Consider the following 26,701-nt stretch of genomic DNA (forward strand, 5'->3'; position numbering starts at 1 on the left):
GCCCCTATCATACCCCTGACAAACCTTGCTTTTCTCATACCCGGTTAACAACTATGAATTATTGGCAAGCGATTTTAAAACAAACCACCGATCGCGAGTTCATGACCCGATTGTGGCGGCTGGCCCTGCCTGTCTCGCTGCAATCCATGATGTTCTCCCTGCTCGGCCTCATCGATATCATGATGGTGAGCCAGCTTGGCACCACGGCTGTGGCGGCGGTCGGCTTGGGTAACCGGGTCTTCTTTTTCAATCTGCTGGTGATAGCGGGCCTCGCGGGCGGGGTCTCGGTATTGGCAGCACAATACTTCGGGCGCGGGGAGATGGCCGGGGTACGCCGCTCCCTGGCGCTGGCCATAGTGGGTGCCCTGCTGGTCACCCTGCCCTTTGCCTTCATCTATGTGTTATCACCGGGCAGCGTACTCGGCTTTGCCAGTCAGGATCCTGCACTGCGAACTCTGGCGGATCAATTCTTGATGATCACCGGCGCCACCATCCTCTGCACCGCCGTGGTGGTACCGCTGGAGTCGGCGCTGCGCTCGGTCGGCAATGCCGCCGCCCCCACCCGCATCGGCATCATCGCCATTATTGCCAACGTCATCCTCAACTACGCCCTCATCTTCGGTCATTTCGGCTTCGAAGCGATGGGCGTAGCCGGCTCGGCCTGGGGCACCACCATTTCCCGGCTGCTGCAGACAGCCCTGCTGCTGCTCTACGTAAAGCGTTATGAAGCGCGCCTGATCCCGCGCGCACCAGACTGGCTGGCCGCCTTCAAGCGCAAGGAGGTGGTGCGCTTTACCCTGATCGCCCTGCCGCTACTATTCCACGACGGCCTCTGGGCCTTCGGCATGCTGATTTACGGCTTTCTCTATGCCCATCTTGGCACCGATTCGCTGGCCATCATGACCACACTCGGCACCCTGGAGAGCATCCTTATCTCCCTCTTCTTCGGACTGGCGGTGGCCTGCTCGACCCTGCTCGGCCACCGGCTCGGGGCCGAGGAGTACGAGGTCGCCTGGCAGCACTCCCAGCTGTTCCTGCTGCTCGCCCCCATCGGCGCGCTACTGGTGGGGATCATCGTCTGGCTGCTGCAAGCCAACCTGTTGCAGTGGGTCGGCAACCTGCCCCCCGAGCTGATGACGGAAGCGGGCCAGGTGCTCGGCATCATGTGCCTCGGGATGCTGCTCAAGGTGTTCAACATGGTGGGGATCATCGGAGTGCTGCGCTCTGGCGGTGATGTGAACTACAGCATCTTTATCGACATCGTCGGCATGTGGTGCATCGGCATCCCGCTCGCCTGGGTGGCGGTCACGCTGCTCGGCTGGCCCCTCTCCTGGGTGGTGGCGGTGGTCTTGCTGGAGGAGCTCAGCAAGGTGTTGCTGGTGCAGCGCCGTATTCGCCAACGCTGCTGGTTGAAGAATCTGGTGATCGGATAAACAGCCACAAATCGGGGTCATATCAATGACAGAAAAACCCTGTTTGCAGTATGCTGGGCGCCTCTTCAATCAGAGACAGGGATCCACGGTTTCCCTGTCCAGTAGTCGTTTAAGGAGACGAGCATGCAACCACAGAAAGAGCTGATCACCGAGACGGCCCTGCTTGAGATGGCCAACAAGATCATCAAAGAGCATGAAGACTTCATCCACGGTATGCGCGCCGATTCGGTGGAGCAGAAGGGGGATATTCTGGTGTTCAAGGGGGAGTATTTCCTGGCCGAAGATGGCACCCCGACCGGCAAGACCATGGCGGTCTTCAACATGTTCAAGCTGCTGGCCCAGCAGCTCTCCGGCAAATACAAGCTGGCCTGATCTCGCCAGCTCATTGCCAACAGATGCCGCCCTCAGGCGGCATCTGTTTTTGCGCGGTTCTGCCCCTCGACCACCACGCAGTTGCGTCCCGCCATCTTGGCCTGATAGAGACACTCGTCGGCACGGTTGATCAGAATATCGATGGTGTCATCGGCACGAGCCATGGCAATCCCGATACTCACCGTCACCTCCAGCAATTCGTCCGAGGTGGGACTCTTCACCAGCCGCGCCTCGACGGCAATGCGTAGCCGCTCAGCCATTTTGCTCGCCAGTGCCGGATCGGCGCAGTTGTGCATCAGGATGGCAAACTCTTCGCCGCCATAACGCCCCAGCACCATGTCAGGCTCCAGCTGCTCCCCCAGGGTGGTAGCCACCTCCTTGAGCACCGCATCCCCCGCCAGATGGCCGTAGATATCGTTGATCCGCTTGAAGCGATCGAGATCCAGCAACATCACCGCAAAGGGCTTCTTCTTGAGTTGCAGCCGGATTCTGGCCTGCTCCAGCTGCTTCATCAGCAGGCGGCGGTTCATCATGCCGGTCAGCTCATCGGTGGTCGATTCCCGATAGAGCCGCAGCAGCATATTGAGTTGACCGCACTGCACCCAGCAACTGGCCATGGTAAACATGCCGAGCACCCACACCTGATTCAGGGTGGCCTGACTCCAGATGCTCTGTCCCACCAGCAGCCAGTGGCCCAGCAGCATGGTCACCAGTACCACGCCTGCCAGTTGCAAGCCGAGGGAGAGGGGGATGGGGAAGATGGCAAACAGGGTGATCAGCAGATAGGGAAAGGCCGCATAGCCCGCCTGCAACTCCTGTCCGGCGCCAAAGCTGTTCAGGCAGAAGAGGGAGAAGAGCATCATCACGGCCATCAGATAGCCAAGGGCCAGCTTCATCCGTTCCCGCTTGAAGTGAATGAGGTACGAGAGCGGAATAAGTGGCGAGAGCGCCAGGGTGCAGAAGATCCTGGCCTGGAACAGCTGCTCGAAATGAACGGCGGGCAAGGTCAGCCAATCCACCACGGCCCAGGCGGGCAATCCAAGCATCAGCAAGCAGGTCAGCAGGCGCAAACGCACCGTCATAAAGCCCATGCGAGTACGAGTAAAGTCTTCGGAGTGAACTCTCGCACTCCAGAACTCTGACAACTTGAGCATCCAGAGTCTCCACGATGAATACTGAGGGCTCATTCTACACCTACAAAGTGGTAAAAATGTCATTAGCGGGGAGAATAAAAAGGAGAGGTCGGTCACACAAACCGACAGATGATAATCGCAGCGCGCAAACGTTTCAACCCATCAAAAAATAAACCTTTTTTTGCATAATTAGCGCTGGTCAGCCTCATTTCAATCACTACAATAGCGCCCAATTTTCTCCCCCTCCCCACACAATTCGAGGTACTTATGGAACAGGCTGCTGTCACACGCGCCAATCGAGAGGCACATCCACCCAGGCGAGCCCATAGCGAACTGGTCTATGGCATAGAGGATGTCCCGCCTCTGCCCCAGACGCTGTTCGCCGCCCTGCAGCATATGCTCGCCATGTTTGTCGCCATCATTACCCCGCCCCTGATTATCGCCAATGCCCTCGGCCTCCCTGCCGCCGACACCCGTTATATCGTCTCTATGTCGCTGGTCATGTCCGGCATCGCCTCCTTCATTCAAACCCGCCGCTTCGGCCCCATCGGTTCCGGCCTGCTCTCGGTGCAAGGTACCAGCTTCAACTTCCTCGGCCCCATCATCGCCTCCGGTCTCGCCCTCAAACAGGCCGCCATGCCCACCGAGGATCTGTTGGGCACATTGTTTGGCACCATGATGGTTGCCGCACTCACTATCGTGGTGATGAGCCGCTTCCTCCATCTGGTGAAACGGATCATCACCCCGCTGGTCACCGGCATCGTGGTGCTGCTGATCGGCCTGACCTTGATCAAGGTAGGTCTCATCAGCATGGGCGGCGGCTATGCAGCCCTCTCTGATGGCAGCTTCGCCAGCCATACCAACCTCTTCCTCTCCCTGCTGGTGCTCGGCCTTATCGTGTTGCTGCAACGCAGTCGCAACCCCTGGTTGCGCCTCTCCGCCATCATGATCGCCATGCTGGCGGGCTATGCCGTGGCGCTGTTGCTGGGCAAAGTGAGCGCCCCCACCTTCGATGGCCCGCTGGTGATGGTGCCCATTCCGCTTCACTACGGCCTCGGCTTTGACTGGCAGTTGTTCGTGCCGCTCGCCATCATCTTCGTGGTCACGGCGCTCGAAGCGATCGGCGACATGACCGCCACTTCAGATATCTCCGGCGAGCCACTGGAAGGGCCTGTCTATATGGAGCGGATCAAAGGCGGCGTGCTGGCCGATGGTGCCAACTCCATGCTGGCAGCGGTTTTCTCCACCTTCCCCATGTCCACCTTCGCCCAGAATAACGGCGTCATTCAGCTGACCGGGGTGGCCAGCCGTCACGTCGGTCTCTTTATCGCCGCCATGCTGGCCATGCTCGGCCTGTTCCCGGCGGTCGCAAGTCTGGTGCAGCAGATCCCCGAGCCCGTGCTGGGGGGCGCCACTATCGTGATGTTCGGCACCATCGCCGCCGCTGGCGTGCGCATCATTGCCCGCGAGGAGCTGGATCGCCGCGCCCTGATGATCCTGGCAGTGTCGCTGGCCATGGGGCTGGGAGTCGCGCAGGTGCCGGAAGTGCTGCAACACCTGCCGGAGCTGGCCAAGAGTGTGCTCTCCTACGGCGTCGCCACCGGCGGCATTACCGCCATCGTGCTCAACCTGCTGCTGCCCAAGCGCGAAGCGCGTCACTCCTGAGACACCGCCTACCGATAGCAAACAGCCCCGCACTGCGGGGCTTTACCTTGCCAGTCGCCACGGGTAGTGTGCTGGGCAGCCTTTTTTGAGGATGCCGCCATGCCCTATCGCTTGCTCTCCCCCCTCCCCGATACCGATTCACCCGCACAGATACTGGCGCAAGAGCAGCACTGGCTGCGCGACTGTGCCCATGACGGCCAGCCCCGCGCTCACCTCTGGCAAGCGCCCCAATGCCTGATTGTCACTCGCAAGGATACCCGCCTCCCCCGTTACGAAGCCGCCTGCAAACAGCTGGCAGACGAAGGCTGGCCGGTGCATGTGCGCGACAGCGGTGGCACTGCCGTGCCCCACGGGGCGGGGATCCTCAACCTATCCCTGCTGCTGCCCCGTACCACCACAGATCTCGCCCACTACTACCGGCTGCTGGGGGCGCCGCTGCTGACCCTGCTGGCGGAATACGGCCTTGAGGGAAGCTATGACTTCGTACCCGGCTCCTTTTGCGATGGTCAGTACAATCTGGTGATCGGGGGACGCAAGATCACCGGTACCGCCCAGCGCTGGCTGGCGCCGGGGCAGGATCACCAGGGCGCCGTGCTGGCGCAAGCCATGCTGCTGGTGGCGGGTGATGTGGATGAGGGAACCAGAATGGCGAGCCGCTTCTACGAGCTGGCGGGCGGCGAACTGCGTTTTATGGCAGGAACCTCCACCACGCTGGCAAGCTGCATCGATTGGCGCGGTAGCGATCAGGCACTGGTAGAGAAAGTGCGAGCACGTCTGGATAGCCTGCTGAGCGAGGGGCTATCCCCCTCATTTTGACCTTATCCCGAAGGGAGAGGGAAAGTACCTATCCTTAGACACAGCGCACAAAAAAGCCACGACCGGAGTCGTGGCTTGTTCTTTTCAAGTGGAGCGTGAAACGGGCTGAGGCGTTCAGGCCGTCTGCGGCTCCGGCTCGGCTTCGCTATCCAGATCCCGGCTAAAGTAGGCGCGGGTCTCGGCGATCACCACATGGCGCAGGCCAATCAGGCCGATGAGGTTGGGCACCGCCATCAGGCCGTTAACGATATCGGCCAGCAGCCAAATCATGTCCAGATGGAGGAAAGCACCGCTCGCTACCAGCGCCAGATAGACCAGACGATAGGGCTTAATTGCCTTCACCCCGAACAGGTATTCGGTGCAGCGCTCGCCGTAGTAGTTCCAGCCAAGGATGGTGGTAAAGGCGAAGAACAGCAGGCCTATGCTCACCAGATACTGGCCAACATGAGCATCGAGCCCCTGGGCAAAGGCCAGACTGGTCATGGCCGCGCCGCTTGCATCGCCGCTCCACACGCCGGTCACCACCAGGGTCAGGCCGGTCATAGTGCAGATGATGATGGTGTCGATGAAGGTACCTGTCATGGAGACCAGCCCCTGCTCCACGCACGAATCGGTCTTGGCTGCCGCCGCCGCGATAGGCGCAGAGCCCAGTCCCGATTCGTTGGAGAAGACCCCGCGCGCCACCCCGGACTGAATGGCCAGCATGATGCTGGCACCGACGAAGCCGCCGGTCGCCGCATGGCCGGTGAAGGCACTCTCGATCACCAGCATGACAGCGTCGGGCAGGGCGCTGGCGTTGTTCACCAACACGCCCAGACAGGCGACGATGTAGAAGATGGCCATGAAGGGCACCACCTTGCTCGACACGCTGGAGATGGACTTGATCCCCCCCAGGGTCACCAGCGCCACGATCAGGGTCAGCACCACGGCGGTCCCTTCACGGGGCACCGAGAAGGAGAGGCTCATGGCGTCGGAGATAGCATTGACCTGCGGGAAGGTACCGATCCCGAAGAAAGCTACGCCGATGCCAAACAAGGCAAACAGCTTGGCCAGCGGCTTGGAGCCAAGCCCCTTCTCCAGATAGTACATGGGGCCACCCGCCATCTGGCCGTTGGCATCCTGCTCGCGGTATTTGACCGCCAGCAGGCACTCGGCATACTTGGTGGCCATGCCGAACAGTGCCGCCATCCACATCCAGAACAGGGCTCCGGGGCCGCCGAGCTTGATGGCGGTAGCCACCCCGACGATGTTGCCGGTACCGATGGTGGCAGAGAGAGCGGTACAGAGAGCGCCGAAGCTGGAGACATCCCCCTGCTTGCCCTGGCCCTGATCGCGACCAAAGACCAGCCGCAGAGCGAGCGGCAAGCGCACGACCTGAAGCAGACCCAGACGCAGGGTGAGATAGATACCGGTCCCGACCAGCAGGATCAGCAGGGGCGGCCCCCAGATAAAGCTATCGATGGCGGTTAACGCCGATTGAATTGATGACATGCATCCTCCTTAAGAAACAGAAATTAAGGAGGAGAAGGATGATCTTCCCATAGGTGTCGCGATCAACCAAAGGCGATCGGATGCAGGCCAAGAACGTGTTCACACTCTTACTGCGAGGCCGTGATCAAGGCTCATGCGCGACTCGGAATCCTCACGTATGTCTATACGCTCCGGTTCCTGCGCTGCTCTTTACCTTGCTGACGACCTCTCGTTACAGATCGTGAACAGTTCCAAGCTCAGGTACAACCATCCCATCCCCTCTGTCCTTTTGCCTGAGAGTTTCCGGCGCCAGCCTGCCCTTGCGGGTAGTCATGGTGCCTTGCTCCTTCGGCGCCCGATTTAACGGGTCTCTCCAGAGTATCGTCCAGTAGCAGTCCACACCGGTTGCCCGGTACCTGAAAGATTCACTTCTTCGGTGGATGGTTGCCCATCGCTCTCCTGCTACCTTCATCCGAACTAGTTTGGATTAGGAAGTCGGCATGTTAATCCAAAAAATGTGAGCTGTCTCGCACTTGGCCGCCCCCATTTATATTTTTTTAGTGACCGCCAGAACCGCGGCAAGAATGTTAAATGTTAGTTAACTATCAACAAGTTAGGCTCTCACGGATCAAATGTGGCCCAAATGGGAAAAATGGCGGATAGAGAACAGTGATCCCTCTCGTTTCGCCAAGAAAATCTTGCCGACATATCCAATCAAAATGCTTGCACACAGAATCAATAAGCCGATAATTCGCTGCATAACCAAGCACTTTGCCATCAATTTATGCACTGTGTTCGGTTGGTCCCACCGGACCGCTCGCCTGACCCGGCCGTCGCCGGTTCAATCGCATATGGCTTGGGCATATCACGCCCCCTAAGGACTTTCAAAAGAGAATGAACGACGCCCTGGTTGCAAAAGATGTGGTCGCACAAGATTACCGTCAGCTGGTTGAACAATTCGGCTCCCCCCTGCTGCTGCTCGACAAGGCAGCCGTCCGCAAACAGTATCGGGCCCTGGCCGCCGCCCTGCCCGATGTACGATTGCACTATGCACTCAAACCCCTGCCCCATGAGGCGGTGGTCTCTGTCTTGAAGGAAGAGGGGGCCTGTTTCGATCTGGCCACCAATGGCGAAGTGGATCTGGTGCGCAGTCAGGGGGTTCGCCCGGGACGTTGCATTCATACCCATCCCATCAAGCGCGACAGCGATATCCGTTATGCGCTGGAGTTTGGCTGCACCGTGTTTGTCTACGACAACCCGCTGGAGCTGGAGAAGTTCATTCCCTACAAGGACGAAGTGAAACTGCTGTTGCGGGTCAGCTTCCCCAACCCCGAGACCAAGGTCGACCTCTCCAAGAAGTTCGGCTGCACTCCGGAGCAGGCGCTGCCGCTGCTGCAACTGGCCCACGCCAAGGGGATCAAGGTGATGGGGCTGTCGTTCCACGTCGGCTCGCAAGTGCCTCATGCCCGTCGCCATGTGCAGGCCATCGACGCCTGCCGCGAGATCATGGAGCAGGCCTGGTCGCTCGGGCTCAAGCCCTGGGTGCTGGACATCGGCGGCGGTTTCCCGGTCGACTATGAAGGGGGCGAGTTCGATATCGACGGCTTCTGCGCGCCGATCCGCGAAGCGCTGGCCAAGTTGCCCGCTACCGTGCAGAAGATTGCCGAACCAGGCCGCTTTATCAGCGCACCGGCCATGACTTCGGTATCCAGCGTGATGGGCAAGGCCCACCGTGGCGACAAGATCTGGTACTACCTGGATGACGGTCTCTACGGCAGCTACAACGGCCAGCTCTATGACCACGTTACCTATCCGGTGAGCACGCCTTATGCCTGTGGCGATCAGCACAACTCGGTGCTCTCCGGCCCCACCTGCGACAGCGTGGATGTGATCCGCGATGGCATCATGCTGCCGGATCTGGCTATCGGCGAGTTGGTGGTTGGCAAGGTGATGGGCGCCTACACCTGGGCCTCCGCCTCCACCTTCAACTTCTTCCCCAAGGCCAGCATCCTCATTCTGGACAGCAGCCAGAAGGGGCAGAAGCTGGTGGCAGTAGCCTGAGCACACCGCTCGCTCGCCAACAGGTTCACTGGGCAAAAACAAGAGGGGGAAGCTTGAGCTTCCCCCTCTCTTATTTCACCAACCCCTATCAGATAAACTGACTGGTCAGCAGCCAGCCGGTGTAGGCGACGAAGCAGGTGAGCAGCACGCCCCCCTCCAGCCGGTTGATGCGGCCTTGGCCCTTGCGGCCCAGACACATCACCAGCAGCAACAGGGTCAGCCCCATCATGATGCTCCAGTCACGGGTAAGCACCTCCGGCGCCACATCGAGCGGGTGGATGCCCGCCGCAATCCCCACCACCGCCAGGGTGTTGAACAGGTTGGAGCCGAGCACGTTGCCAAGGGCCAGATCATGCTCGTTCTTGCGAATGGCGATGAGGGACGAGGCCAGCTCCGGCAAAGAGGTTCCCACCGCGACTATGGTGAGACCAATCACCAGATCGCTGATACCGAGCGCCTGAGCGATGGTTACCGCCCCCCAGACCAACAGGCGGGAAGCGCCGATCAGCAGCACCAGCCCGACTACCAGCCAGAAGATGGCGCTCTTGAGGGACATCCCCTCGCTCTCGATATCCTCGGCGGTCTCGGTATCCAGCGCATCTCCCTTGCCATTCATGCCAGCCCAGATGGACCAGCCCATCAGGGCAACGAAGACGACCCCCAGAATGACCGCATCCATCCGGCCCAGATGACCATCAATCAGCAGGGCACCGGAGAGCAGGGTAATACCGAGCAGGAGCGGGATCTCCTTGCGCACAACCTGAGAGGCCACCGCGATAGGGCTGATCAGTGCCGTCAGACCCAGGATCAGCGCGATATTGGTGATGTTGGAGCCATAGGCATTACCAAGCGCCAACCCGGGATTGCCCTGGGACGCCGCCAGCGCCGAGACCACCATCTCCGGGGCAGAGGTACCAAAACCGATGATCACCATGCCGATCAGCAGCGGCGGCATCCCCGCATAACGGGCGGTGGCAGCAGCGCCATCGACAAACTTGTCTGCACTCCAGACCAGCAGCGCCAGTCCGGCAATCAGGGCAACAAAAGCCAGGGTCATAGGATCTTCATCTCTTGTTATCTGCAACGAAGCGCCAGCCCAAACAGGCAGGCACCATGGGAAAGTGGCGCCAGTGTAGCTGTGCCACCTCCCATTTCAAGGGTAAATCAAACCGTGATTAACATTTCACAGTGCAGCCAGCAGGCTCGCGGCATCGGAGACCTCGAACTTGCCCGGAGCCTCCACAAACAGCTGCTCGACTACACCATCGTTGGCGATCAACGCAAAGCGCTGGGCGCGCACGCCGCCAAAGGCACCGGTCTCCTTGGCCAGGCCCAGCGCCCGGGTCCAGCTGCCGTCGCCATCCGCCAGCATGGTGATCGCCTCTGCATTCTGGGCCGTCTGCCAGGCCCGCATCACGAAAGCGTCGTTGACCGACAGACAACAGATGGCATCCACCCCTTTGGCCATAAACTGATCGGCCAGCACCACATAACCGGGCAGATGGGCATTGGAGCAGGTGGGAGTAAAGGCGCCGGATACCGCAAACAGCACCACTTTTTTACCGGCGAACAGCGTCTTGCTATCCCGCAGCTGCTTGCCCTCGGCGGTGATAAAGGTAAATTCGCCCGCAGGCAGGGGTTGTCCTACAGCAATCATGATTTCTCGTCCTGAGTCGTGATGGGAAGTCGCCAGTTTATCCCAGAGTAACGATGCCGCCTAACAGCGGCTCTGAGCCTGACCATGGATAGCGGAAGGCATTTTCCCCTTGGGCAGACTACTCTTGAGCTGGTTTCACGGCGCCAGGAGGCCCCATGCAACACTATTACGATGGTCTGGAAATTCGTCCCTCCGCCATACGCGAACAGCAGCAACTGGACCAGCTCAATCATCAGCTTACCCATGTCAGTCAATATTGCGCCGGTTACTCCAGCGCCTATCGCCAGTGCCGCCTCGAGGACCTGGCAGAGCTGGCCACCCTGCCACTGCTCGATAGCAAAGAGCTCTTTGCCGCTCAGCAAGCTCATCCCCCCTTTGCCGGTCTCACCGGCCGTCCGGCCAGTCAGGCGCTGCGGGTCTTCTCCTGTCCGGGTCAGCTGGCCATCCCCGAATATGCCGGGGCAGACTGGTGGGGCGCCGCCCGAGCACTGTTTGCCGCCGGCTTCAAGGCGGGGGAAGTAATGCTCAACGGCCACGACTATCATGCAGGTCCCACCGCCTTTATCTTCGATAACGGCGCCCGCCAGCTGGGGGCTCCAGTGGTACCCTGCGGCCCCCATGATACCCAGCGCCAGCTGGAGGCACTGCTGCGCTATCAACCCACCGGCTACGTCGGCCCGCTGGTGACCCTGCTCGACCTGCTGGAAGCGGCCGAGGCGGCGGAGATCCCGAGCGACTCGCTGCGCCGCGCCCTATTGTGCGAAGCCACCCATCCCGAAACCGTGCCGCTGCGCGTCATTCACGGCATTGCGGCCCTCAACTGTCTGGTATGGCAGGATGTGGGGGTGGTGGCCTACGAGAGTCAGCCCGGTCAGGGCTTTATCGTCAACGAGAGCTGCATCGTCGAAATCATCGATCCCGCCAGCGGCAATCCCGTGAGTGGCGACGAGACCGGCCAGCTGGTGGTGACCCGGCTCGATCTGGAGTATCCGCTGCTGCGTCTGGCCACCGACTGGCAAGGTCACTGGCTCGCCAAACCGAGCGCTTGCGGGCGCACCAACCGACGCCTCAAGCTGGTGTAGCAGACCAAGTAAATGCACACATGCAAACGGGCAGCCATCAGGCTGCCCGTCTTGTCTCTGGAGAAGAGGATATATGAAGTTGGTCAGCGTCTCGCCTGCCAGGTGGCGATGGCGAGCAGGGAGTCGGGGGTAAATTCACTGGCGCGCTCGGCGATCTCGGCCAGGCTCATCCAGTGCACCGAGCTCACCTCTTCGGCCTGCAACTGCAGCGGCCCCTGATAGCGGCAACTGAAGAGGCCGCCCCAGACCCGGTAGCCCTCCCCTTCTGCATAAAAGCTGCCAAAGCCCTGCAGAGGAACATCCATAATCCCCAGCTCCTCGGCCAGCTCGCGGCGGGCGGAGCGCTCCATCTCCTCACCGGTGGTGACCACGCCACCGGCGCAGGCATCCAGCATGCCGGGGCAGAAATCCTTGCTGAGGGTGCGTCGCTGCACCAGGATCCGATCCGCGTCGTCGAGCACCAGAATATAGCTGGCGCGATGGCAGAGATTCTCTCGCCGCACCTTGGCTCGCTCGGCCACGCCAATCACCCGGTTGTTCCCGTCCACCACATCAACCCATTCCACGCACAGGCCCTTTTATTTGTTCCATTCAAGCCCGCAGTATATCGGTGCGGTAGTTTGCCATGGCACAACTTTTTCGATGATGCCGTCAATTTGCCGAGCTCACTGGCAAAATAAGGATTCATGCAAATCTTTATAAATCGTCATATCAGTGTCATCGACCGACACCATAGTGTGCCCTGTCCAGGCAATCAGGGAACCGTGTGATGAAGGTATTCAAGCAGTTATCCCCACGGCAGATCGCTCGCTACATCAAGAGCTTTCATCGAGGCTATTTTGCCATCGAGTCGCTGGGGACATTTGAATTCAACGCGGGCAGGATCAGCCTCCATGGCCTGACCTGCCGCCAGCGGCTAAGACTGGCTCGCCAGATCAATCTGGCTGTCAGACAACTTGGTCACCGCGACCCCTTGCCGGACATGTGAGTCAAAGGGTCTTGCCCTACTGTCTGTTGTGCATCCATGCTTTGCCCGCCGGCTACTGGCCGCGCGGGCCGTTTTCGATATCGGTAATGATGCCGTTGCGCACCGTCACAAAGCGCATGAACTCGTTCTTGCCGAAGTTGTAGGTCCAGCGTTCACCATATTTGACCTGCACCATGTTGCCAAACTGGTTCTCCTCGTTGCGGTTGAGCTCTTCACGCAACATCGGCTCACCACACTTGAGCAGCATCTCGGCGGTGGTGTCTCCCTCGGTGATCAGGGCGTTCTTGCAGCGCATGGCATCAGCACTGGCCGGAATGCTCAGCAGCAACAGGGCCAGGCCCGCTACTTTCTTCATCTTCTTGCTCATCGGGTTCTCCTTATCCTCTCTAATGAGTCGCAGTATGCCTGTTCCCGTTTCTGAAAAAACCAGTAAAAAGCGCAAAAGAGCTGCCCTTTTCTCCTTTCCAGCCCGCTGGTCGCGACAAATGCTGTCTATCACATAATCCAAAAACAAACGGCGACCCGAGGGTCGCCGTTTGCATCAAGCCAGCAGGATCACAGGATGTCCAGCAGCTCGACTTCAAATACCAGTGCAGAGTAGGGCGGGATGGAACCGGCACCACGGGCACCGTAGGCCAGATCGTGGGGGATGTAGAGCTTCCACTTGGAACCAACCGGCATCAGCTGCAGCGCTTCAACCCAGCCAGCGATCACGCCGGTCACCGGGAATTCAGCCGGCTGGCCGCGAGCGACGGAGCTGTCGAATACACCACCGTGGGTGAAGGTACCGTGGTAGTGCACACGCACGGACTGACCGGCTACCGGAACGGCACCGTTGCCTTCTACCAGCACTTCGTACTGCAGACCGGAGTCGGTCACCTTCACTTCAGCGCGCTTGGCGTTATCAGCAAGGAAGGCTTCGCCGTCAGCAGAGGCGGCCTTGGCGGCGGCTTCCTGCTCTTCTTGCATACGCGCAGTGATCACCTGGAAGGCATCATTGATATCGTCACGGCTGACCGCGAACTCCAGACCATTCAGAGCATCTGCCAGACCTTGTTGCAGGGCCGGGATATCGAGACCGGCGAAGGCTTGCTGCGCCAGCTGATCACCCATGTTGCGGCCGATGCCATAGCTGGCCTTCTGTTCGATAGAGTCGTATTGGGACATTGAGATGTTGCTCCAGATCCATGTAGTAAAGAGGCGGGATAATATCAGACTTTTGGCCGAGGTGCTGCCGGGGGCGCCCCTGATTTCCCCGTCAGTGGGAGGAACTTCACACAAGATGCGGATGAACGCCGCCCAACGGCGGCGATCTGCTTAACCGCGATCCAGCAACGCTCTGACCGCAGCCACCTTGGCGCCATCGGTGATATTGACCCGGCCATCATCCGAAGTGCCCATATTCACTCCGTGCGGCACCATGCCGCCGCGCCAGCCCATGCCGGACATATGCACTTCGCTCACCCCGGTGAACTCGATGATGGTACGCACGTTGTCGGCATTGACCCCGGCCCCCGGCATCAGGCTGGCACGCCCCGCCAGCGCCTGTTGCATCTCTTGCAGGGTTTCCAACCCAGCCAACGCGGTCGGCGCATGGCCCGAGCTCAGAATGCGCTCGCAACCGGCCGCGACTATGGTCTCCAGATCGAGGCGCCAGTCGGAGGAGAGGTCGATGGCGCGATGGAAGGTAACCCCCAACGGGCCAGCGGCATCCACCAGCTGTTTGAGCTTGGCGGCAGGCACCCGCCCCTCCTCATCCAGCAGACCGACTACTACCCCTTGCAGACCGGCAGAGCGTGCCGCCGCGATATCTTGCAGCATCATCTCGAACTCGCCGTCATTGAAGCAAAAATCCCCGGCACGCGGGCGGATCATGGCGTAAACCGGCACGCTGGCGTGGCGGGCTGCCAGCTGCATAAAGCCGTAGGAGGGGGTCAGGCCACCCAGACCCAGCGCAGAGCAGAGCTCGATGCGATCCGCCCCGGATTGCTGGGCGGTGAACAGGGATTCCAGGTTGTCGATACAGATTTCAAGACGGGTCATGAGGACTCCTTTTTCGGGGAGATCAGACCCCACATCTGATCTCATAGATTGAGCAAGGCTGCGCCGCGCACACCACCGGCACCACCGAAGCGGGCCTGGCGGATCTCGGGCAGGGCGACCCCGGGCAGCAAGTGACCGGGCAGACGCAGCGGCAGCTGTTCATAGAGGGCGGGCAGGCCGCTCAGGCCGCCCCCCAATACCACCACCTCGGGATCAATCACCGAAATGGCGGTGGCAAGCCCGGCGGCCATGACCTCCAGCCAGCAGTCGACCGTTTCGACCGCATGGGGTTCATGGGCCTCGAAGCGTCCCACAATCTGGTGACCCGTGGCGCGCTGGCCATGGAAATGGTGATAGAGACGCTCCAGACCGGTGCCGGAGGCATAGGTTTCAAAACAGACTAGACGGCCGCAGCCGCAACGGGGACGGGGCAAATCGGGGTACTTCATCAGCATGGTCGCGGGCAAGGGGTAGTGACCAATCTCGCCAGCCAGCCAGTTGCGCCCCTGAATAAGCTTGCCCGCCAGATAAACAGCGCCGCCGATGCCGGTGCCGATGGTGACGCCGAGCGCACTGCCGGCGCCGTCGGCTGCCCCTTGATGCACTTCGGACCAGAGGAAGCAGTTGGCGTCGTTATCCACCTTGACCGGCCGCTCCAGCAACTCGGCCAGATCGGCGCCCAGATGGCGACCATTGATGGAAGGCAGATTAGCCGCCACTATGCTGTGATCTTGGCTATTGATAACGCCGGGGAAACCGATGCCGACCGAGTCCCGTGCGCCGAAGCGGGCATCCGCCTGCTCGACCCGGGAGCGGATCAGCTGCTGCAGCCCCTCGTAATCATTGCCCGGGGTACTCATGCGCTCCTCGTGGCAGAGGTTCAATGCACCGTCATAGACCGCAAAGGCGATCTTGGTGCCACCGATATCAAAGCCGTAATACATGCCAGCACTCCCTTGTCAGCCCGTGTTTATCCAACTCTGTTTCAAGGGGGACATTGTATTAATTCGCAAAAAAAATAAAGTGACCGAAGGCGAAAAACGGGAGAGTGATCAGAGCAAACGGCTCATTTGTCGCTGCAGGCAGGGCTGCCCGAGGCTTATCAGGGTGCGCTCTTCGCCATCAAAGACGAAGCCGCGGCGCAGGTAGAACCCCTCGCCGATGTGGTTGCCATCGAGCAGCCACAATTTGACGCTATGGCAACCGGCGCGGCGCATCTGCATCGCCACCGCCTGCCACAGCCGTTTGCCATAGCCTTGTCGCCAATGGTCGGGATGGAGGTAAAAGGCGCGGATCAGTGCGTTGCTCTGCCCCGCTTCCTGTTGTGGTTGCCAGTAGAGCAGGCCTATCACCACCTCATCGAGACAAAGCAGCATGGGCCTTGGGCCCGGCTCGGCCAGACGACTCTGCCAGATCTGCAGATGAGCGGTGACGTCCAGCTGCTCCAGCAGGTCGGCACCGAGCACCTGGCCATAGGCAGCGAGCCAGCTGGCTCGCTGCATCACCGTCATGGCGGCGGCATCATCGCTGCGCGCCATGCGCAGGCTTATGCCTTGCATTGGGGCACCAGACCGTTGGCGCGGGCCTGCTCATAGAGCGGCAGCACTTGTGCCTGTTGCGCCTGCAACTCGGCGATCCGGTTCTCGTTGCTCGGGTGGGTGGAGAGCAGTTGTGGCGGGGTGTTGCCACCGGCGGCGGCACTCATGTTTTGCCACAGGGGGATCGCCTCGGCCGGATTGAACCCGGCGCGCGCCATCAGCTCAAGCCCCAGCCGATCCGCTTCGCTCTCCTGAGTACGGCCATAGGGCAACATCACCCCCACCTCGACCCCGAGGCCAAGGGCGGCCATGGTGGCGCCGCGATACTCGCTGGTGCCCATGGCGATGTCCGCAGCCGCCAGACCGATCCCCGCCAGCTGGCTGCGCGAGAGTCGCTCGTTGGAGTGCTGGGCCAGCACGTGAGTCAGCTCGTGGCCGATGACGGTCGCCAGCTGATCCTGATTCTTGGCCACCTTGAGCAGGCCGCTGTAGACCCCGATCTTGCCGCCGGGCAGGGCGAAGGCGTTGACCTGTTTGGAGTCAAACACCACCACTTCCCAGTTGGTGATGCCATAGCTGGCCGGCACCTGGGCAGTCACCGCCTTGGCGACACAGGAGACATAGGCGTTGAGTTTGGCATCCTTGCTCACCTTCTCCTGCTTCTTCATCTGCTCGAAGGAGTCGGCGCCCAGCTGGTTCATCTGCTGGGGAGAGTAGAGCAGCATCTGGCTGCGGCCGGTCGGCGACTGGGCGCAGGCGACCAGCAGGGAACTACAGAGGGCTACCATGCCAAACTTGGTGAGGGACGCAATCATGAAGGGATCCTTTGCCATAACGTTGCCCTATTCTCGGAAATGCCGCCCTGCTACGCAAGGGAGCCAGCCCCCGGCTGGCGGAAAAATATCCATCCTGCGCTATTAACAAAACTGACAGCCGCCAAAAACAAAACGAGCCCGCTTGGGGCTCGTTTTATCAGGGCATGCTGACTGCAGGCAGTTACATGATACCCAGCTTTTTCAGGTCAGCCTGTACCACCTTGGCCGGCACCGGCACGTAGCCATCTTTGGCAACGATGTTCTGGCCTGCTTTGGAGAGCATCATCTTGACGAACTCTTGCTCCATCGGGGAGAGCGGCTTGTTCGGATGCTTGTTCACGTAAACGTACAGGAAGCGTGACAGCGGATACTTGCCGGTGATGGCGTTATCGGAGGTCGCTTCGATGAAGGTCTTGCCATCTTTGGAGAGCGGTACCGCACGCACGCCGGAGGTGACATAACCGATACCGGAGTAGCCGATGCCGTTCAGGGAGGCAGAGACAGACTGCACCACGGAGGCAGAACCCGGCTGCTCGTTCACGCCGCTCTTGAAGTCGCCGTTACACAGGGCGTGCTCCTTGAAGTAACCGTAGGTACCGGATACGGAGTTGCGACCGAACAGTTGCAGATCCTTAGAGGACCAGTTGCCGTCCAGACCCAGATCAGACCACTTGGTGGCAGCCTTGGCTTCGCCGCACTTGAGGGTGCTGGAGAAGATGGCGTCGATCTGCGGCATAGTCAGCCCCTTGATGGGGTTGTCCTTGTTGACGAACACCGCCAGGGCATCGACTGCAACGCGGATGGCAGTCGGCTTGTAGCCGTAACGCTTCTCGAATGCTTCCTCTTCACCGGCCTTCATTGCACGGCTCATCGGACCGAACTGGGCAACACCTTCGGTCAGGGCAGTCGGCGCGGTAGAAGAACCGGCGGCCTGGATCTGCACGTTAACGTTGGGGTACAAGCGCTTAAATTCTTCGGCCCACAGGGTCATCATGTTGGCCAGGGTGTCCGAGCCGACAGAGGACAGGTTGCCCGAAATGCCGCTGGTCGGTGTGTAATCCGGCAGGTCTTTATCCACACCGGCAGCCAGGGCGCTGACAGAAAACAGGGTTGCTGCGGTGAATCCGATTACACCAGCCAGTTTGTTGAGTTTCATCCAATCTCTCCAAAGTTACAGAAGGTCCGTTCTTAAGACGGCGCCAGTATCTGACCTGGCAGTGACAAATTTATGGATTTAATGTGACACTTTAATGACATGGCGACAGATTTGAACAAATGAAAAGAGGGCCCGTTCAAAGGCCCTCTTTTTGCAGCTAACCCATTGCCATAAAAGACTATTTAATCACCACCATCCGACTCGGAATGAGAAAGCTGAAGCGGCTGCCAAGACCGACCCGGCTCTCGATATCGAGCTGGCAGTCGTGATGACTGAGGGCATGCTTGACGATGGCAAGGCCCAAGCCTGAGCCGCCGGTGTGGCGCGAGCGTGCCTTGTCGACCCGATAGAACCGCTCGGTCAGCCGTGCCAGATGCTCGGGGGCAATCCCCTCCCCTTCATCGCTCACGGCAAACAGCGCCATCGCCCCCTGCTTGCGCCACTCCACCGTCACCTTGCGCCCCGCCGGCGTGTAGTGAATGGCGTTGTAGACCAGATTGGAGACGGCGCTGCGCAGCTGCTCCTGATCCCCGCGCACCAACAGATTGGGCTGCACCACAAATTCGAGCTGGTGGGCCCGTTCGCCCGAGAGCGCTCGCGCCTCCTGCTCCAGCAGCCCCAGCATGGCAGGCATGTCCACCAGATGGGAGAGATCCACGGTCGGAGCCGCCTCGATACGGGAGAGGGTGAGCAGCTGATTGACCAGATTATCCATCCGGATGGTCTGCTCCATCATCACCCGATGCGCCTTGGCCCACATGGCGGGCGGGGGCGGCTCCTCGGTCATCTCCAGATAACCCTTGAGCACGGTCAGCGGAGTGCGCAGTTCGTGAGAGACGTTGGAGACAAAGTGCTTGCGGGTCTTCTCGAGACTGCGCAAGCGGGTGACATCCCGCACCACCAGCATCGCCTGATCGGAGGCGTAGGGCATGATACGAAACTCAAGAAACTTCTCCTCATTGACCGGGGAGTGCATCTCGAGGGGCTCGTCATACGCCCCCTTGCCCAGATAGGCGTTAAAGGCAGGATTGCGAATGAGGTTGCCGATATGCTGGCCGGCATCCTCCGGCCAGCGGAAACCGAGCAGTTGCTCCGCCAGCCGGTTGCACCAGAGGATGCTGCCATCGGTGCGAAACACCACGGCGGCATCGGGCAGCGCCTCGGCCCCCTCCCGGAAGCGGCGGATCAGCCCCGCCAGCTCGCGGCGACGGGCGCGGTGACGCTGCTGCAGCTTGTAGATACCGTTGAAGATGTACTCCCAGCTGCCACTGCCACTGGGGGGCACCAGGCTGCGGTCGTGCCACAACCAGTCAGAGAGCCGCTTCTGGAAGCGATAGTGCCAGCCCAGATGCAACACGGCCGCCACCAGCAGGCAGAGGGCAAGGTGATCAACCAACCAGCCAACCAATGCGAAGGGGGCGTAAAAAAACGCCATTCGCCACAACTGTCGCCGCCAGGCGTAAGGTTGCAACATAACTGCCTCTAGAGACGGGTTGAGAAGCGGTATCCGGCTCCACGCACCGTCTGGATCAATCTGTCGTGCCCTGTCTCTTCAATCGCCTTGCGCAGGCGACGAATATGCACATCTACGGTTCTGTCCTCGACGTACACATTGGTACCCCAGACATTATTGAGCAGCTGTTCACGGCTGTAGACCCGCTCGGGGTGAGTCATGAAGAAGTGAAGCAGCTTGAATTCGGTCGGCCCCATGTCGAGCGCCTTCTCTTCGGCACTGACCCGGTGGGAGACAGGATCGAGTTTCAGCCCCTGCACCTCGATCACCTCATCCACCGAGGTGGGCGACACGCGGCGCATCACCGCATGGAGGCGAGCAGTCAGCTCCTTGGGCGAGAACGGCTTGGTGATGTAGTCGTCGGCACCGGCCTCCAGACCACGCACCTTGTCCTCCTCTTCACCGCGAGCGGTGAGCATCACCACCGGGATCTGGCGCGTCACCTCATCCTGCTTGAGCTGCTTGATAAACTGGATGCCACTGCCGCCCGGCATCATCCAGTCGAGCACGATGAGTTCGGGGTAGGGTTCGCGCACCTTCGCCAGTCCATCGGCGTAATCTTCCGCTTCAATCGTCTCATATCCCTTCTGCTCCAACACGAAGCAGAGCATTTCGCGGATCGGTGCTTCGTCCTCGACCACCAGAATTCGCTTAGCCATTCCCTTCTCTCTCCTCTGTGAAGATGGGTGCGCCAATTATTAGAATTTTCTGTGACACTTTTATGACTTTATGACAAGCGGGATGATAAACGTTTTCAGATTCAGTTGGCAGCAGTACGTTGCAACAAGTCCCACCGGTTGCCGCTGATATCCTCAAATACCACCACAGTGCCATAAGGCTCGTCGCGGGGCTGTTCACAAAAATGAACACCGTACGCCTGCATACGCTGGTAATCCCCCCAGAAATCAGTGGTCTCGAGGAACAAAAATACCCGGCCACCGCCCTGCTGGCCGATGGCGGCCTGCTGCTGCGCATTGGCCGCTTGTGCCAGCAGCAACGCGGAACCGGGGGTGCCTTTGGGGGCAACCCGCACCCAGCGCTTGCCCGGTTTACCCGGTTCATCGAGCCGAGTGTCTTCCAGGAGCGCAAAGCCAAGTCCCTCGGTAAAAAAGCGAATGGCCTGATCGTAATCAGCCACCAGCAGGGTCAGCGCCCCTATGTGTTGTGTCATAACTGCTTGCTCATGTTGAAAGCGATATTGGAATAAAGCACACGGCATCTCGACGCATCGCAGTCAGTGGCTCGCAACCCGGTTGCGACCCTGCGTCTTGGCCTGATAGAGCGCCTCGTCGGCACGTTTGAGCACCTGCTCCGGCGACTCACCCGCACGCTCAGCCACCCCGAACGAGGCGGTCACCCGCAATCCGGACGGCCAATGGATATCAGCCTCCAAGGTAGCGCGCAACCGCTCAGCCAGCGCACAGGCCCGCAGCTCATCGTAGTGAAGGCAGACCAGCACGAACTCCTCACCGCCCCAGCGCACCAGATGGCAGAGCGCATCACAATGGCGCAGGATCTCGCTGACCAGATGCTTGAGCACCTCATCACCCACCGGGTGACCGTGGATGTCGTTGATCTGTTTGAAGTGGTCAACGTCGATATAGATGAAGGAAAACGACAGATCAGCGATATCGGCCAGCAGTCGCTCACCACCAAGCCGGTTGAAAGCACCGGTCAGTGGATCATAACAGGCCTCCTCACGGGTGCGGCGATTCTCTTCGCTCAGGGTACGGTTCAGCACCTCCACCTCAAGCTTGGCCTGATGGGCATGCAACAAACGCTGCTTCATGGCGAGGTGGTTAACCAGAAAGACTGCACAGCCATAGATAAACCAGACAAACAGGATCAACCGGTAGAAAAGGGTAGGCTCAAGCCAGTTGCCATGAAACTGCAGCTCCTCGATCACCACGCCATACTCACCCGGCGACATATATGACCCCGCAGCAATCTCGATGGCGTAGACCCGGCTCAGATCAGGCCCCTGTAACTGTAACGGCACCTTGTAGCGCTTGATCCACCAGGTTGCCGGGGTAAACACATCGAGAGGCACCTCGTGGTCCTTGCCGTAATCGGCAGGACGAAAGATTATTTCGTTGAATTTGGATTGCAGCGTGTCATCCATCTTGTCGAAAAGCGGATTGTAGTTGCGCAGGTAGAAACGCCAATCCTGCTCCTCGCCACCCGTCACGCTCAAGCGGATATGGAGAGTATTAAACCGGGCAAGATTGATACCCTTTTCGCGCACGGTCAGGGTGAGAACCAGACCACAGCTGGGATAGCTGGCGGGGCTCGCAGTCAGTACACACTCTACGCCGGGATTACCATCGGCCGAGGGACGGTAACTCACCGCTCCCGGTGCCGCATCCTCCGCCTTCAACACGCTTACCGAGAGCGGCCACTCCTTGATATCAAGCACCCGTTCGGGACCAAACTCGAACAGCAGGATAGAGCAGCCAGTCAGCGCCAGCAAATACCAGAACAGCAACTCGGCAAAACGGGAACTGGAAGCGATCATGCTGACCCCATCGCGTAAATAGGAATATCCGTGCAACTGGAACAGGCGGTGGCACCGGATAGCACGCGATAACAAGCCACCATGATAACCCCGTGAATCACAAAAAACATGCCACTTATCAAGGAGTTCACTGCTCTCTGTCACGTTTTTAAAGCGCAGTGCCAACCCGCATTGCCGACTGCTGGCGATAGCGCTGGGGGGAGCAGCCCAGCTCCCGGTTGAACATGGCGATAAAGGCCGAGGTGGAGCCATAACCGAGCCGCCAGCTAATCTCCTGAATGGACATGTCCCCCTTGAGCCAGGCCAGCGCCTTGAGCAACCGCTGCCGCGCCCGCCACTGACCGAAGCTCATCCCCAGCTCCCGCAGGTAGCGCCGCGCCAGGGTGCGCTCTGTGGTGTGCAGTTGTCCGGCCCACTGGGCCAGAGTTCGGGGATCGGCAGGATCGCTGTGCAACGCCGCCAGCATGGGAGCCAGCAGCTTGTCCTGACTCATCGGCAGGTAGCTCTCCTGACAGCGGGTGCGCGCCAGTCGCTCCACCAGCAACTCGGCCTGGCGCTGATCCCACTCATCCACCATATGGCCTACCCGCTGTTCGCAAAAATCGCTCAGCAGGGCGCGAATAAGTGGGGTAAGCAGCAGCAATCTGGGCTCTGGCGGCAGCTTGGCCGCCAGCTCGTGGCTGACGTAGATGGAGGTATAGTCGAGGTTCTGCTCGTTGTAGGAGGTGTGGTCGAGACCCGCCGGTACCCAGATAAGGTAGTCGGCAGGGGCCACCAGTCGCTGATCCCCCAGCTCTATCTCCATGATCCCCAGGCTGATCATGTTGAGCTGGCCCCAGGGGTGGGAGTGCAGCACGGTCGCGCTGTCGGCCAGCATCTGCTGGTAACTGAAATAGAGCGGATTGGGAGCGGGCAGAACGACATCTACCGGCTGAAACTGGTGAGTGGCCATCAGCGCCCCTTGTCAGCGAGAGAGAGGAGCAGGCGTGATGCAACGCCCTGTTGGCTCGGTCTCCGGCACAGGTCAAAAGCAGCCATCAGTTGCGGGCAGACGCAGCCCGTGTGAGCCGGAATAAGGTGCATCAGAAAGAGTTGTCTTTTCTGCTGGGTAATCTGTCTGTTTTACGCTACTTGATAATATAAAGACAAGGGTAGACTTGGCCCCCTGTAAATAAGGAGCCTCTGATGCGAATCTTTTCCCCTCTTCTCTTTCCGCTGATGGCTGTGCTGATCTGGGCTACCAATACCGTGGTGTCCAAGGCGGCCGCCAGCGTGCTCGACCCCGCGGCCATCTCCTTCTATCGCTGGGTGATCGCCGCCCTGGCGCTGACCCCCTTCTGTCTGCCCCCCCTCTGGCGGCGACGCAGCGAGGTTCGCCCCTGGCTCGGCAAGCTGCTGGTGCTGGCAGCGCTCGGTATGGTGCTCTACCAGTGTCTGGCCTACTACGCCGCTCACAGCACCTCCGCCACCAACATGGGGGTGATCGGCTCTCTCATTCCGCTGCTCACCCTGCTGCAAGGGGCGCTCTTCTTCGGCCAGCGTCCCGGCAAACAGGCACTGCTCGGCATGAGTCTCTCCCTGTTCGGGGTGCTCTGGCTGCTTGGCAAGGGCGAACCACTGGCCCTGCTGCACAACGGCATCAACCCGGGGGATGGCATGATGTTGCTGGGCTCCGCCAGCTACGCCCTTTACGGCCTCTTGATCCGCCGCTGGCAACTGCCGTTTGGCCCCTGGCTAAACCTCTACATGCAGATCCTGCTGGCCGTACTGCTGCTGGTACCGCTCGCTCTCAGCGCCGACTCGATGGCGGTGCCGGCCGAAGGGTGGGGACTGGTGCTCTTCGCCGGGCTCGCCTCCTCTCTGCTGGCAGCCTACTGCTGGATGCGCGGCCTCGCCTGCATGGGGGCAGAGCGCACCTCGGTCTTTATGAACCTGATGCCGCTCTGTACGGCGCTGATCGCCGTCGTCGGCCTGGGGGAACCGATCCATGGCTACCACCTGCTGGGGGGCGGCCTCATTCTGGGAGGCGTGATGATCTCCCAGCTGAAAAAACAGCTCCCGCAACCGGAGCGCAGCGCGGTCTGATGGGTAACACACAAAAACAACAAGGGAGCCGCTGGCTCCCTTGTTCATTTCTATCGTTTTGGTGATCGCAAACCAGCTCACCCCGCCCGGCGCCAGCGGTAGCGCCGCTCCGGTCGCCCCCGCTGGCCATAGTTGAGATCCACATCCACCCGGTCTTCCGACTCCAGATACTCCAGATAGCGGCGCGCCGTGGTGCGGCTGAGGGAGAGCCGCAGCGCCACCGTGTCGGTGGAGAAAACGTTCTCCGGCTCGCCCGCCAGCAGATCCAGCACCTGACGCAGGGTGATGCTGTCGATCCCCTTGGGAGTGACGCGCATCTCCTTGATCTGAGAGCGCCCTCCCTTGCCCAGCAGCTTGTCGAGATCTTCCTGCTCCAGCCGACCCCGCTCGCAGAGGCGGCTGTGCAGTTGCAGGATCTCGTCCAGACTCTGCTGGATGCGAAACAGCCGCAATGGTTTGATGACGTAGTCATGAACCCCCAGATTGAGGGCCTGCTGGATGGTCTCCACATCCCGCGAGGCAGTCACCATGATGACGTAGGCTTCGCGGTTGTGGCTGCGCAGGCGGCTCACCCACTCAAGGCCGGAGCCATCGGGTAGGGAGACATCCACCACCAGCAGTTGGGGCACCACACCGGCCATCATGGCATCGGCCTGGGCCAGGGTGCCGGCCCGCCCCAGCAGGGAGAAACCGGGGGTCGCCGCCACCAGTTCTGACAAGATGGCACCGATCCGATCGTCATCTTCAATAACAAGCGTGATTATTGGGTCCATGGCTCACATTAATTGGTTTTTATTCAAGTAGATACCAAACAGGGTGGTCTGCTCGGCGGTTCGCCGCCATTCTATCACACCCTCGTGCCGACCCACGGTCTCCTTGACCAGGAACAGACCCACCCCGTGATCGCCGCTCTGGCGACTCACCCCGTAATCGAACAGATGATCGGCCAGCTCCTCGTCGACCCCCTCGCCGCTATCCTCCACCTCGATCACCAGTCGCCGCCCCACATCGCACAGAGAGAGCAGCACCCGCGGCGGCCGCTGCTGGCGGTTGCGCCAGGCCGCCTGCAGACCGTTGTCCAGCAGGTTGCCAATGAGGGTGATGAGATCGGCCGAGACCGAAGCCGGATACTCCGCCAGCGCCGAATCGGGATCTAGCTCCAGGGTCACCCCCAGCTCGCGAGCCCGGCTGAACTTGCCGAGAATAAGCCCCGCCACCGGCTTGTTGTCGATCAGCCGCAGCAGCTCCTGCAGCATGGTCTGGCACGCTTCGTTCTCCTGCTGGATCAGCTCCACCGCCTGATCCACATGGCCCAGCTGCAACAGGCCGGAGAGGCTGCTCAGCTTGTTGGCGAACTCGTGGCTCTGCATCCGCAGCATCTCGGCATACTGGCGCAGGTGGGTCACCTGCACCCCCAGACTGGCGGCCACCTCCGGACGGCTGAAGATCAGCAGCCGCCCCGGTGCCTTGCTCTGCACCGCCTGCCAGCGGCCGACGAAGGACTCCCCCTGAATGGTGAAGCTCACTTCCCCCCCCTCCTGCTCCAGACAGGGGGCAAGGGGTGGCACCAGCTCCGCCAGCGACTGCCCCTGCAGGGCGTGGCGCCCGGTGACCGGCAGCCGCAGCTGATAGCTGGCGGTGCTGTTGATCATGTTGATGTTGCCGCGGCCATCGAGGGCAATCACCCCTTCGGTGATGTGCTCCAGCACCAGATCCTGCAGGGTGAAGCGGCGCACGATCGCCTCCGGCTCCAGATCGAGCAGGGTCTTGCGCAGCAGGTATTGCACCCAGAGTGCCAACAGCAGACCGCACCCCAGCACCGCCACAATGGCGCAGACGAGCAGGGCTACCCGCTCCATGTAGATGCCCTCCACCTGCTGCATCAGGTAGCCCACCACCACGGCCCCCATGACGCGCCCATCACCGCCCACCACCGGGGAGAAGCAGCGGATCGCCGGCCCCATGGTGCCCCGATCCTTGGAGCAGTAGCTGCGCCGCTCCTGCAGCGCAGGCCAGATATCCTCACCACGGAACTTCTGTCCCACCAGCTCGGGGTTGGGGTGGCTGAGACGACGGCCATGTTCGTCGGTCACCACCATATAGGTGGCATCGGTGCGGTTGCAGACCGCCTCCATGTAGTCGCGCAGGGTAGGGTCACTGCCCTGACGCAGGGCCTCGACCACCCGGGTGTCCGCCGCCATGACCCGTGCCAGATCGCTCCCCTTATCCTGCAGATTGCTCTCCAGCAGATGACGGATAAAGAGGGCCAGCAAGCTGCCAAGAATGAGGATCAGCAGCAGGGAGAGCCCGAGAGAGAGGGTGACCAGCTGATGGCGAAGTTTCATGCACATACCTTAAA

At 60.4% G+C, this 26,701-nt stretch carries 27 protein-coding genes and 1 riboswitch; of the genes, 8 read left to right on the top strand and 19 right to left on the bottom strand.

Features of this window, described 5'->3' with window-relative positions:
- Positions 1-53: 53 nt before the first annotated feature.
- Together AB5Z09_RS07835 and AB5Z09_RS07840 are read left to right on the top strand one after the other, a co-directional pair.
- Complete coding sequence (locus AB5Z09_RS07835) at positions 54-1,433, top strand: MATE family efflux transporter (RefSeq protein WP_368195000.1); 1,380 nt, start codon at positions 54-56, stop codon at positions 1,431-1,433.
- Positions 1,434-1,556: 123 nt separating this feature from the next.
- Positions 1,557-1,805 (top strand): YciN family protein, encoded by a 249-nt coding sequence (locus tag AB5Z09_RS07840; protein ID WP_005338382.1) that lies wholly within the window; start codon positions 1,557-1,559, stop codon positions 1,803-1,805.
- 32 nt (positions 1,806-1,837) lie between these two features.
- Here the strand turns inward: AB5Z09_RS07840 and AB5Z09_RS07845 are convergent, their stop codons facing one another.
- The gene (locus tag AB5Z09_RS07845; protein WP_005338383.1) at positions 1,838-2,959 is read right to left on the bottom strand and encodes a GGDEF domain-containing protein; all 1,122 of its coding nucleotides are present in this window, start codon (positions 2,957-2,959) and stop codon (positions 1,838-1,840) included.
- 246 nt (positions 2,960-3,205) lie between these two features.
- Here AB5Z09_RS07845 and AB5Z09_RS07850 point away from each other — a divergent pair, with 246 nt between their 5' ends.
- Entirely contained in the window at positions 3,206-4,603 is a 1,398-nt protein-coding gene (locus AB5Z09_RS07850; protein ID WP_201914131.1) for a nucleobase:cation symporter-2 family protein, read from the top strand.
- 99 nt (positions 4,604-4,702) lie between these two features.
- A complete protein-coding gene (locus tag AB5Z09_RS07855) occupies positions 4,703-5,419 on the top strand; it encodes a protein ligase (protein ID WP_201914133.1) in 717 nt (238 codons plus the stop codon).
- Between the two features lie 114 nt (positions 5,420-5,533).
- On the opposite strand, the gene AB5Z09_RS07860 is transcribed toward AB5Z09_RS07855, so the two are convergent.
- Positions 5,534-6,910 (bottom strand): alanine/glycine:cation symporter family protein, encoded by a 1,377-nt coding sequence (locus AB5Z09_RS07860; RefSeq protein WP_368195001.1) that lies wholly within the window; start codon positions 6,908-6,910, stop codon positions 5,534-5,536.
- A gap of 250 nt (positions 6,911-7,160) precedes the next feature.
- Positions 7,161-7,276, bottom strand: a riboswitch (glycine riboswitch).
- A 507-nt stretch (positions 7,277-7,783) separates the two neighbouring features.
- On the opposite strand from AB5Z09_RS07860, the gene AB5Z09_RS07865 reads away from it, so the two are divergent.
- Positions 7,784-8,950, top strand: coding sequence for a type III PLP-dependent enzyme (locus tag AB5Z09_RS07865; RefSeq protein ID WP_368195002.1), 1,167 nt, complete (start codon positions 7,784-7,786; stop codon positions 8,948-8,950).
- A gap of 88 nt (positions 8,951-9,038) precedes the next feature.
- Here the strand turns inward: AB5Z09_RS07865 and AB5Z09_RS07870 are convergent, their stop codons facing one another.
- The gene (locus tag AB5Z09_RS07870; RefSeq protein ID WP_368195003.1) at positions 9,039-10,007 is read right to left on the bottom strand and encodes a calcium/sodium antiporter; all 969 of its coding nucleotides are present in this window, start codon (positions 10,005-10,007) and stop codon (positions 9,039-9,041) included.
- 126 nt (positions 10,008-10,133) lie between these two features.
- Positions 10,134-10,607: a peroxiredoxin gene (locus tag AB5Z09_RS07875; protein ID WP_368195004.1), complete on the bottom strand. Its 474-nt coding sequence runs from the start codon at positions 10,605-10,607 to the stop codon at positions 10,134-10,136.
- A gap of 155 nt (positions 10,608-10,762) precedes the next feature.
- Between AB5Z09_RS07875 and AB5Z09_RS07880 the strand changes: the two genes are divergently transcribed.
- Positions 10,763-11,689, top strand: coding sequence for a phenylacetate--CoA ligase family protein (locus tag AB5Z09_RS07880; protein ID WP_368195005.1), 927 nt, complete (start codon positions 10,763-10,765; stop codon positions 11,687-11,689).
- A gap of 83 nt (positions 11,690-11,772) precedes the next feature.
- On the opposite strand, the gene yfcD is transcribed toward AB5Z09_RS07880, so the two are convergent.
- Positions 11,773-12,255 carry an NUDIX hydrolase YfcD gene (gene yfcD / locus AB5Z09_RS07885; protein ID WP_181222801.1) on the bottom strand — a complete coding sequence of 161 codons (483 nt, stop codon included), beginning with the start codon at positions 12,253-12,255 and terminating at the stop codon, positions 11,773-11,775.
- Positions 12,256-12,458: 203 nt separating this feature from the next.
- Here yfcD and AB5Z09_RS07890 point away from each other — a divergent pair, with 203 nt between their 5' ends.
- Entirely contained in the window at positions 12,459-12,677 is a 219-nt protein-coding gene (locus AB5Z09_RS07890) for a DUF1107 family protein (protein WP_005338403.1), read from the top strand.
- A gap of 52 nt (positions 12,678-12,729) precedes the next feature.
- Here AB5Z09_RS07890 and AB5Z09_RS07895 read toward each other — a convergent pair whose 3' ends face one another.
- From AB5Z09_RS07895 to AB5Z09_RS07950, 12 genes are all read right to left on the bottom strand, one after another.
- A complete protein-coding gene (locus AB5Z09_RS07895; protein ID WP_005338404.1) occupies positions 12,730-13,044 on the bottom strand; it encodes a DUF2845 domain-containing protein in 315 nt (104 codons plus the stop codon).
- A gap of 188 nt (positions 13,045-13,232) precedes the next feature.
- Positions 13,233-13,844 carry an FKBP-type peptidyl-prolyl cis-trans isomerase gene (locus tag AB5Z09_RS07900; RefSeq protein ID WP_368195006.1) on the bottom strand — a complete coding sequence of 204 codons (612 nt, stop codon included), beginning with the start codon at positions 13,842-13,844 and terminating at the stop codon, positions 13,233-13,235.
- Between the two features lie 150 nt (positions 13,845-13,994).
- Complete coding sequence (locus tag AB5Z09_RS07905; RefSeq protein ID WP_058059160.1) at positions 13,995-14,720, bottom strand: copper homeostasis protein CutC; 726 nt, start codon at positions 14,718-14,720, stop codon at positions 13,995-13,997.
- A gap of 41 nt (positions 14,721-14,761) precedes the next feature.
- Entirely contained in the window at positions 14,762-15,664 is a 903-nt protein-coding gene (locus tag AB5Z09_RS07910; protein ID WP_368195007.1) for an ROK family protein, read from the bottom strand.
- A gap of 108 nt (positions 15,665-15,772) precedes the next feature.
- A complete protein-coding gene (locus tag AB5Z09_RS07915) occupies positions 15,773-16,279 on the bottom strand; it encodes a GNAT family N-acetyltransferase (RefSeq protein ID WP_139493598.1) in 507 nt (168 codons plus the stop codon).
- Positions 16,267-17,073: a M48 family metallopeptidase gene (locus AB5Z09_RS07920; RefSeq protein ID WP_005338409.1), complete on the bottom strand. Its 807-nt coding sequence runs from the start codon at positions 17,071-17,073 to the stop codon at positions 16,267-16,269. The genes AB5Z09_RS07915 and AB5Z09_RS07920 overlap by 13 nt, the downstream gene beginning before the upstream one ends.
- A gap of 181 nt (positions 17,074-17,254) precedes the next feature.
- On the bottom strand, positions 17,255-18,229 hold the full coding sequence (locus tag AB5Z09_RS07925; RefSeq protein ID WP_005338411.1) for a PstS family phosphate ABC transporter substrate-binding protein: 975 nt from the start codon (positions 18,227-18,229) through the stop codon (positions 17,255-17,257).
- 178 nt (positions 18,230-18,407) lie between these two features.
- On the bottom strand, positions 18,408-19,703 hold the full coding sequence (gene phoR, locus AB5Z09_RS07930) for a phosphate regulon sensor histidine kinase PhoR (RefSeq protein ID WP_368195008.1): 1,296 nt from the start codon (positions 19,701-19,703) through the stop codon (positions 18,408-18,410).
- Between the two features lie 8 nt (positions 19,704-19,711).
- Positions 19,712-20,401 (bottom strand): phosphate regulon transcriptional regulator PhoB, encoded by a 690-nt coding sequence (phoB, locus tag AB5Z09_RS07935; protein WP_005338414.1) that lies wholly within the window; start codon positions 20,399-20,401, stop codon positions 19,712-19,714.
- A gap of 101 nt (positions 20,402-20,502) precedes the next feature.
- Positions 20,503-20,913, bottom strand: coding sequence for a VOC family protein (locus tag AB5Z09_RS07940; RefSeq protein ID WP_368195010.1), 411 nt, complete (start codon positions 20,911-20,913; stop codon positions 20,503-20,505).
- Positions 20,914-20,976: 63 nt separating this feature from the next.
- A complete protein-coding gene (locus AB5Z09_RS07945; protein ID WP_368195012.1) occupies positions 20,977-22,257 on the bottom strand; it encodes a GGDEF domain-containing protein in 1,281 nt (426 codons plus the stop codon).
- A 148-nt stretch (positions 22,258-22,405) separates the two neighbouring features.
- A complete protein-coding gene (locus AB5Z09_RS07950; protein ID WP_368195013.1) occupies positions 22,406-23,209 on the bottom strand; it encodes a helix-turn-helix transcriptional regulator in 804 nt (267 codons plus the stop codon).
- Positions 23,210-23,442: 233 nt separating this feature from the next.
- Here AB5Z09_RS07950 and AB5Z09_RS07955 point away from each other — a divergent pair, with 233 nt between their 5' ends.
- Complete coding sequence (locus AB5Z09_RS07955) at positions 23,443-24,342, top strand: DMT family transporter (protein WP_368195014.1); 900 nt, start codon at positions 23,443-23,445, stop codon at positions 24,340-24,342.
- Positions 24,343-24,419: 77 nt separating this feature from the next.
- Here the strand turns inward: AB5Z09_RS07955 and AB5Z09_RS07960 are convergent, their stop codons facing one another.
- Positions 24,420-25,115: a response regulator gene (locus tag AB5Z09_RS07960; RefSeq protein ID WP_368195015.1), complete on the bottom strand. Its 696-nt coding sequence runs from the start codon at positions 25,113-25,115 to the stop codon at positions 24,420-24,422.
- 3 nt (positions 25,116-25,118) lie between these two features.
- Entirely contained in the window at positions 25,119-26,687 is a 1,569-nt protein-coding gene (locus AB5Z09_RS07965) for an ATP-binding protein (RefSeq protein WP_368195016.1), read from the bottom strand.
- Positions 26,688-26,701 lie beyond the last annotated feature (14 nt).

Origin of the sequence: Aeromonas sp. R2-2 (assembly GCF_040908355.1) — a bacterium.
GTDB classification, from domain to species: domain Bacteria; phylum Pseudomonadota; class Gammaproteobacteria; order Enterobacterales; family Aeromonadaceae; genus Aeromonas; species Aeromonas veronii.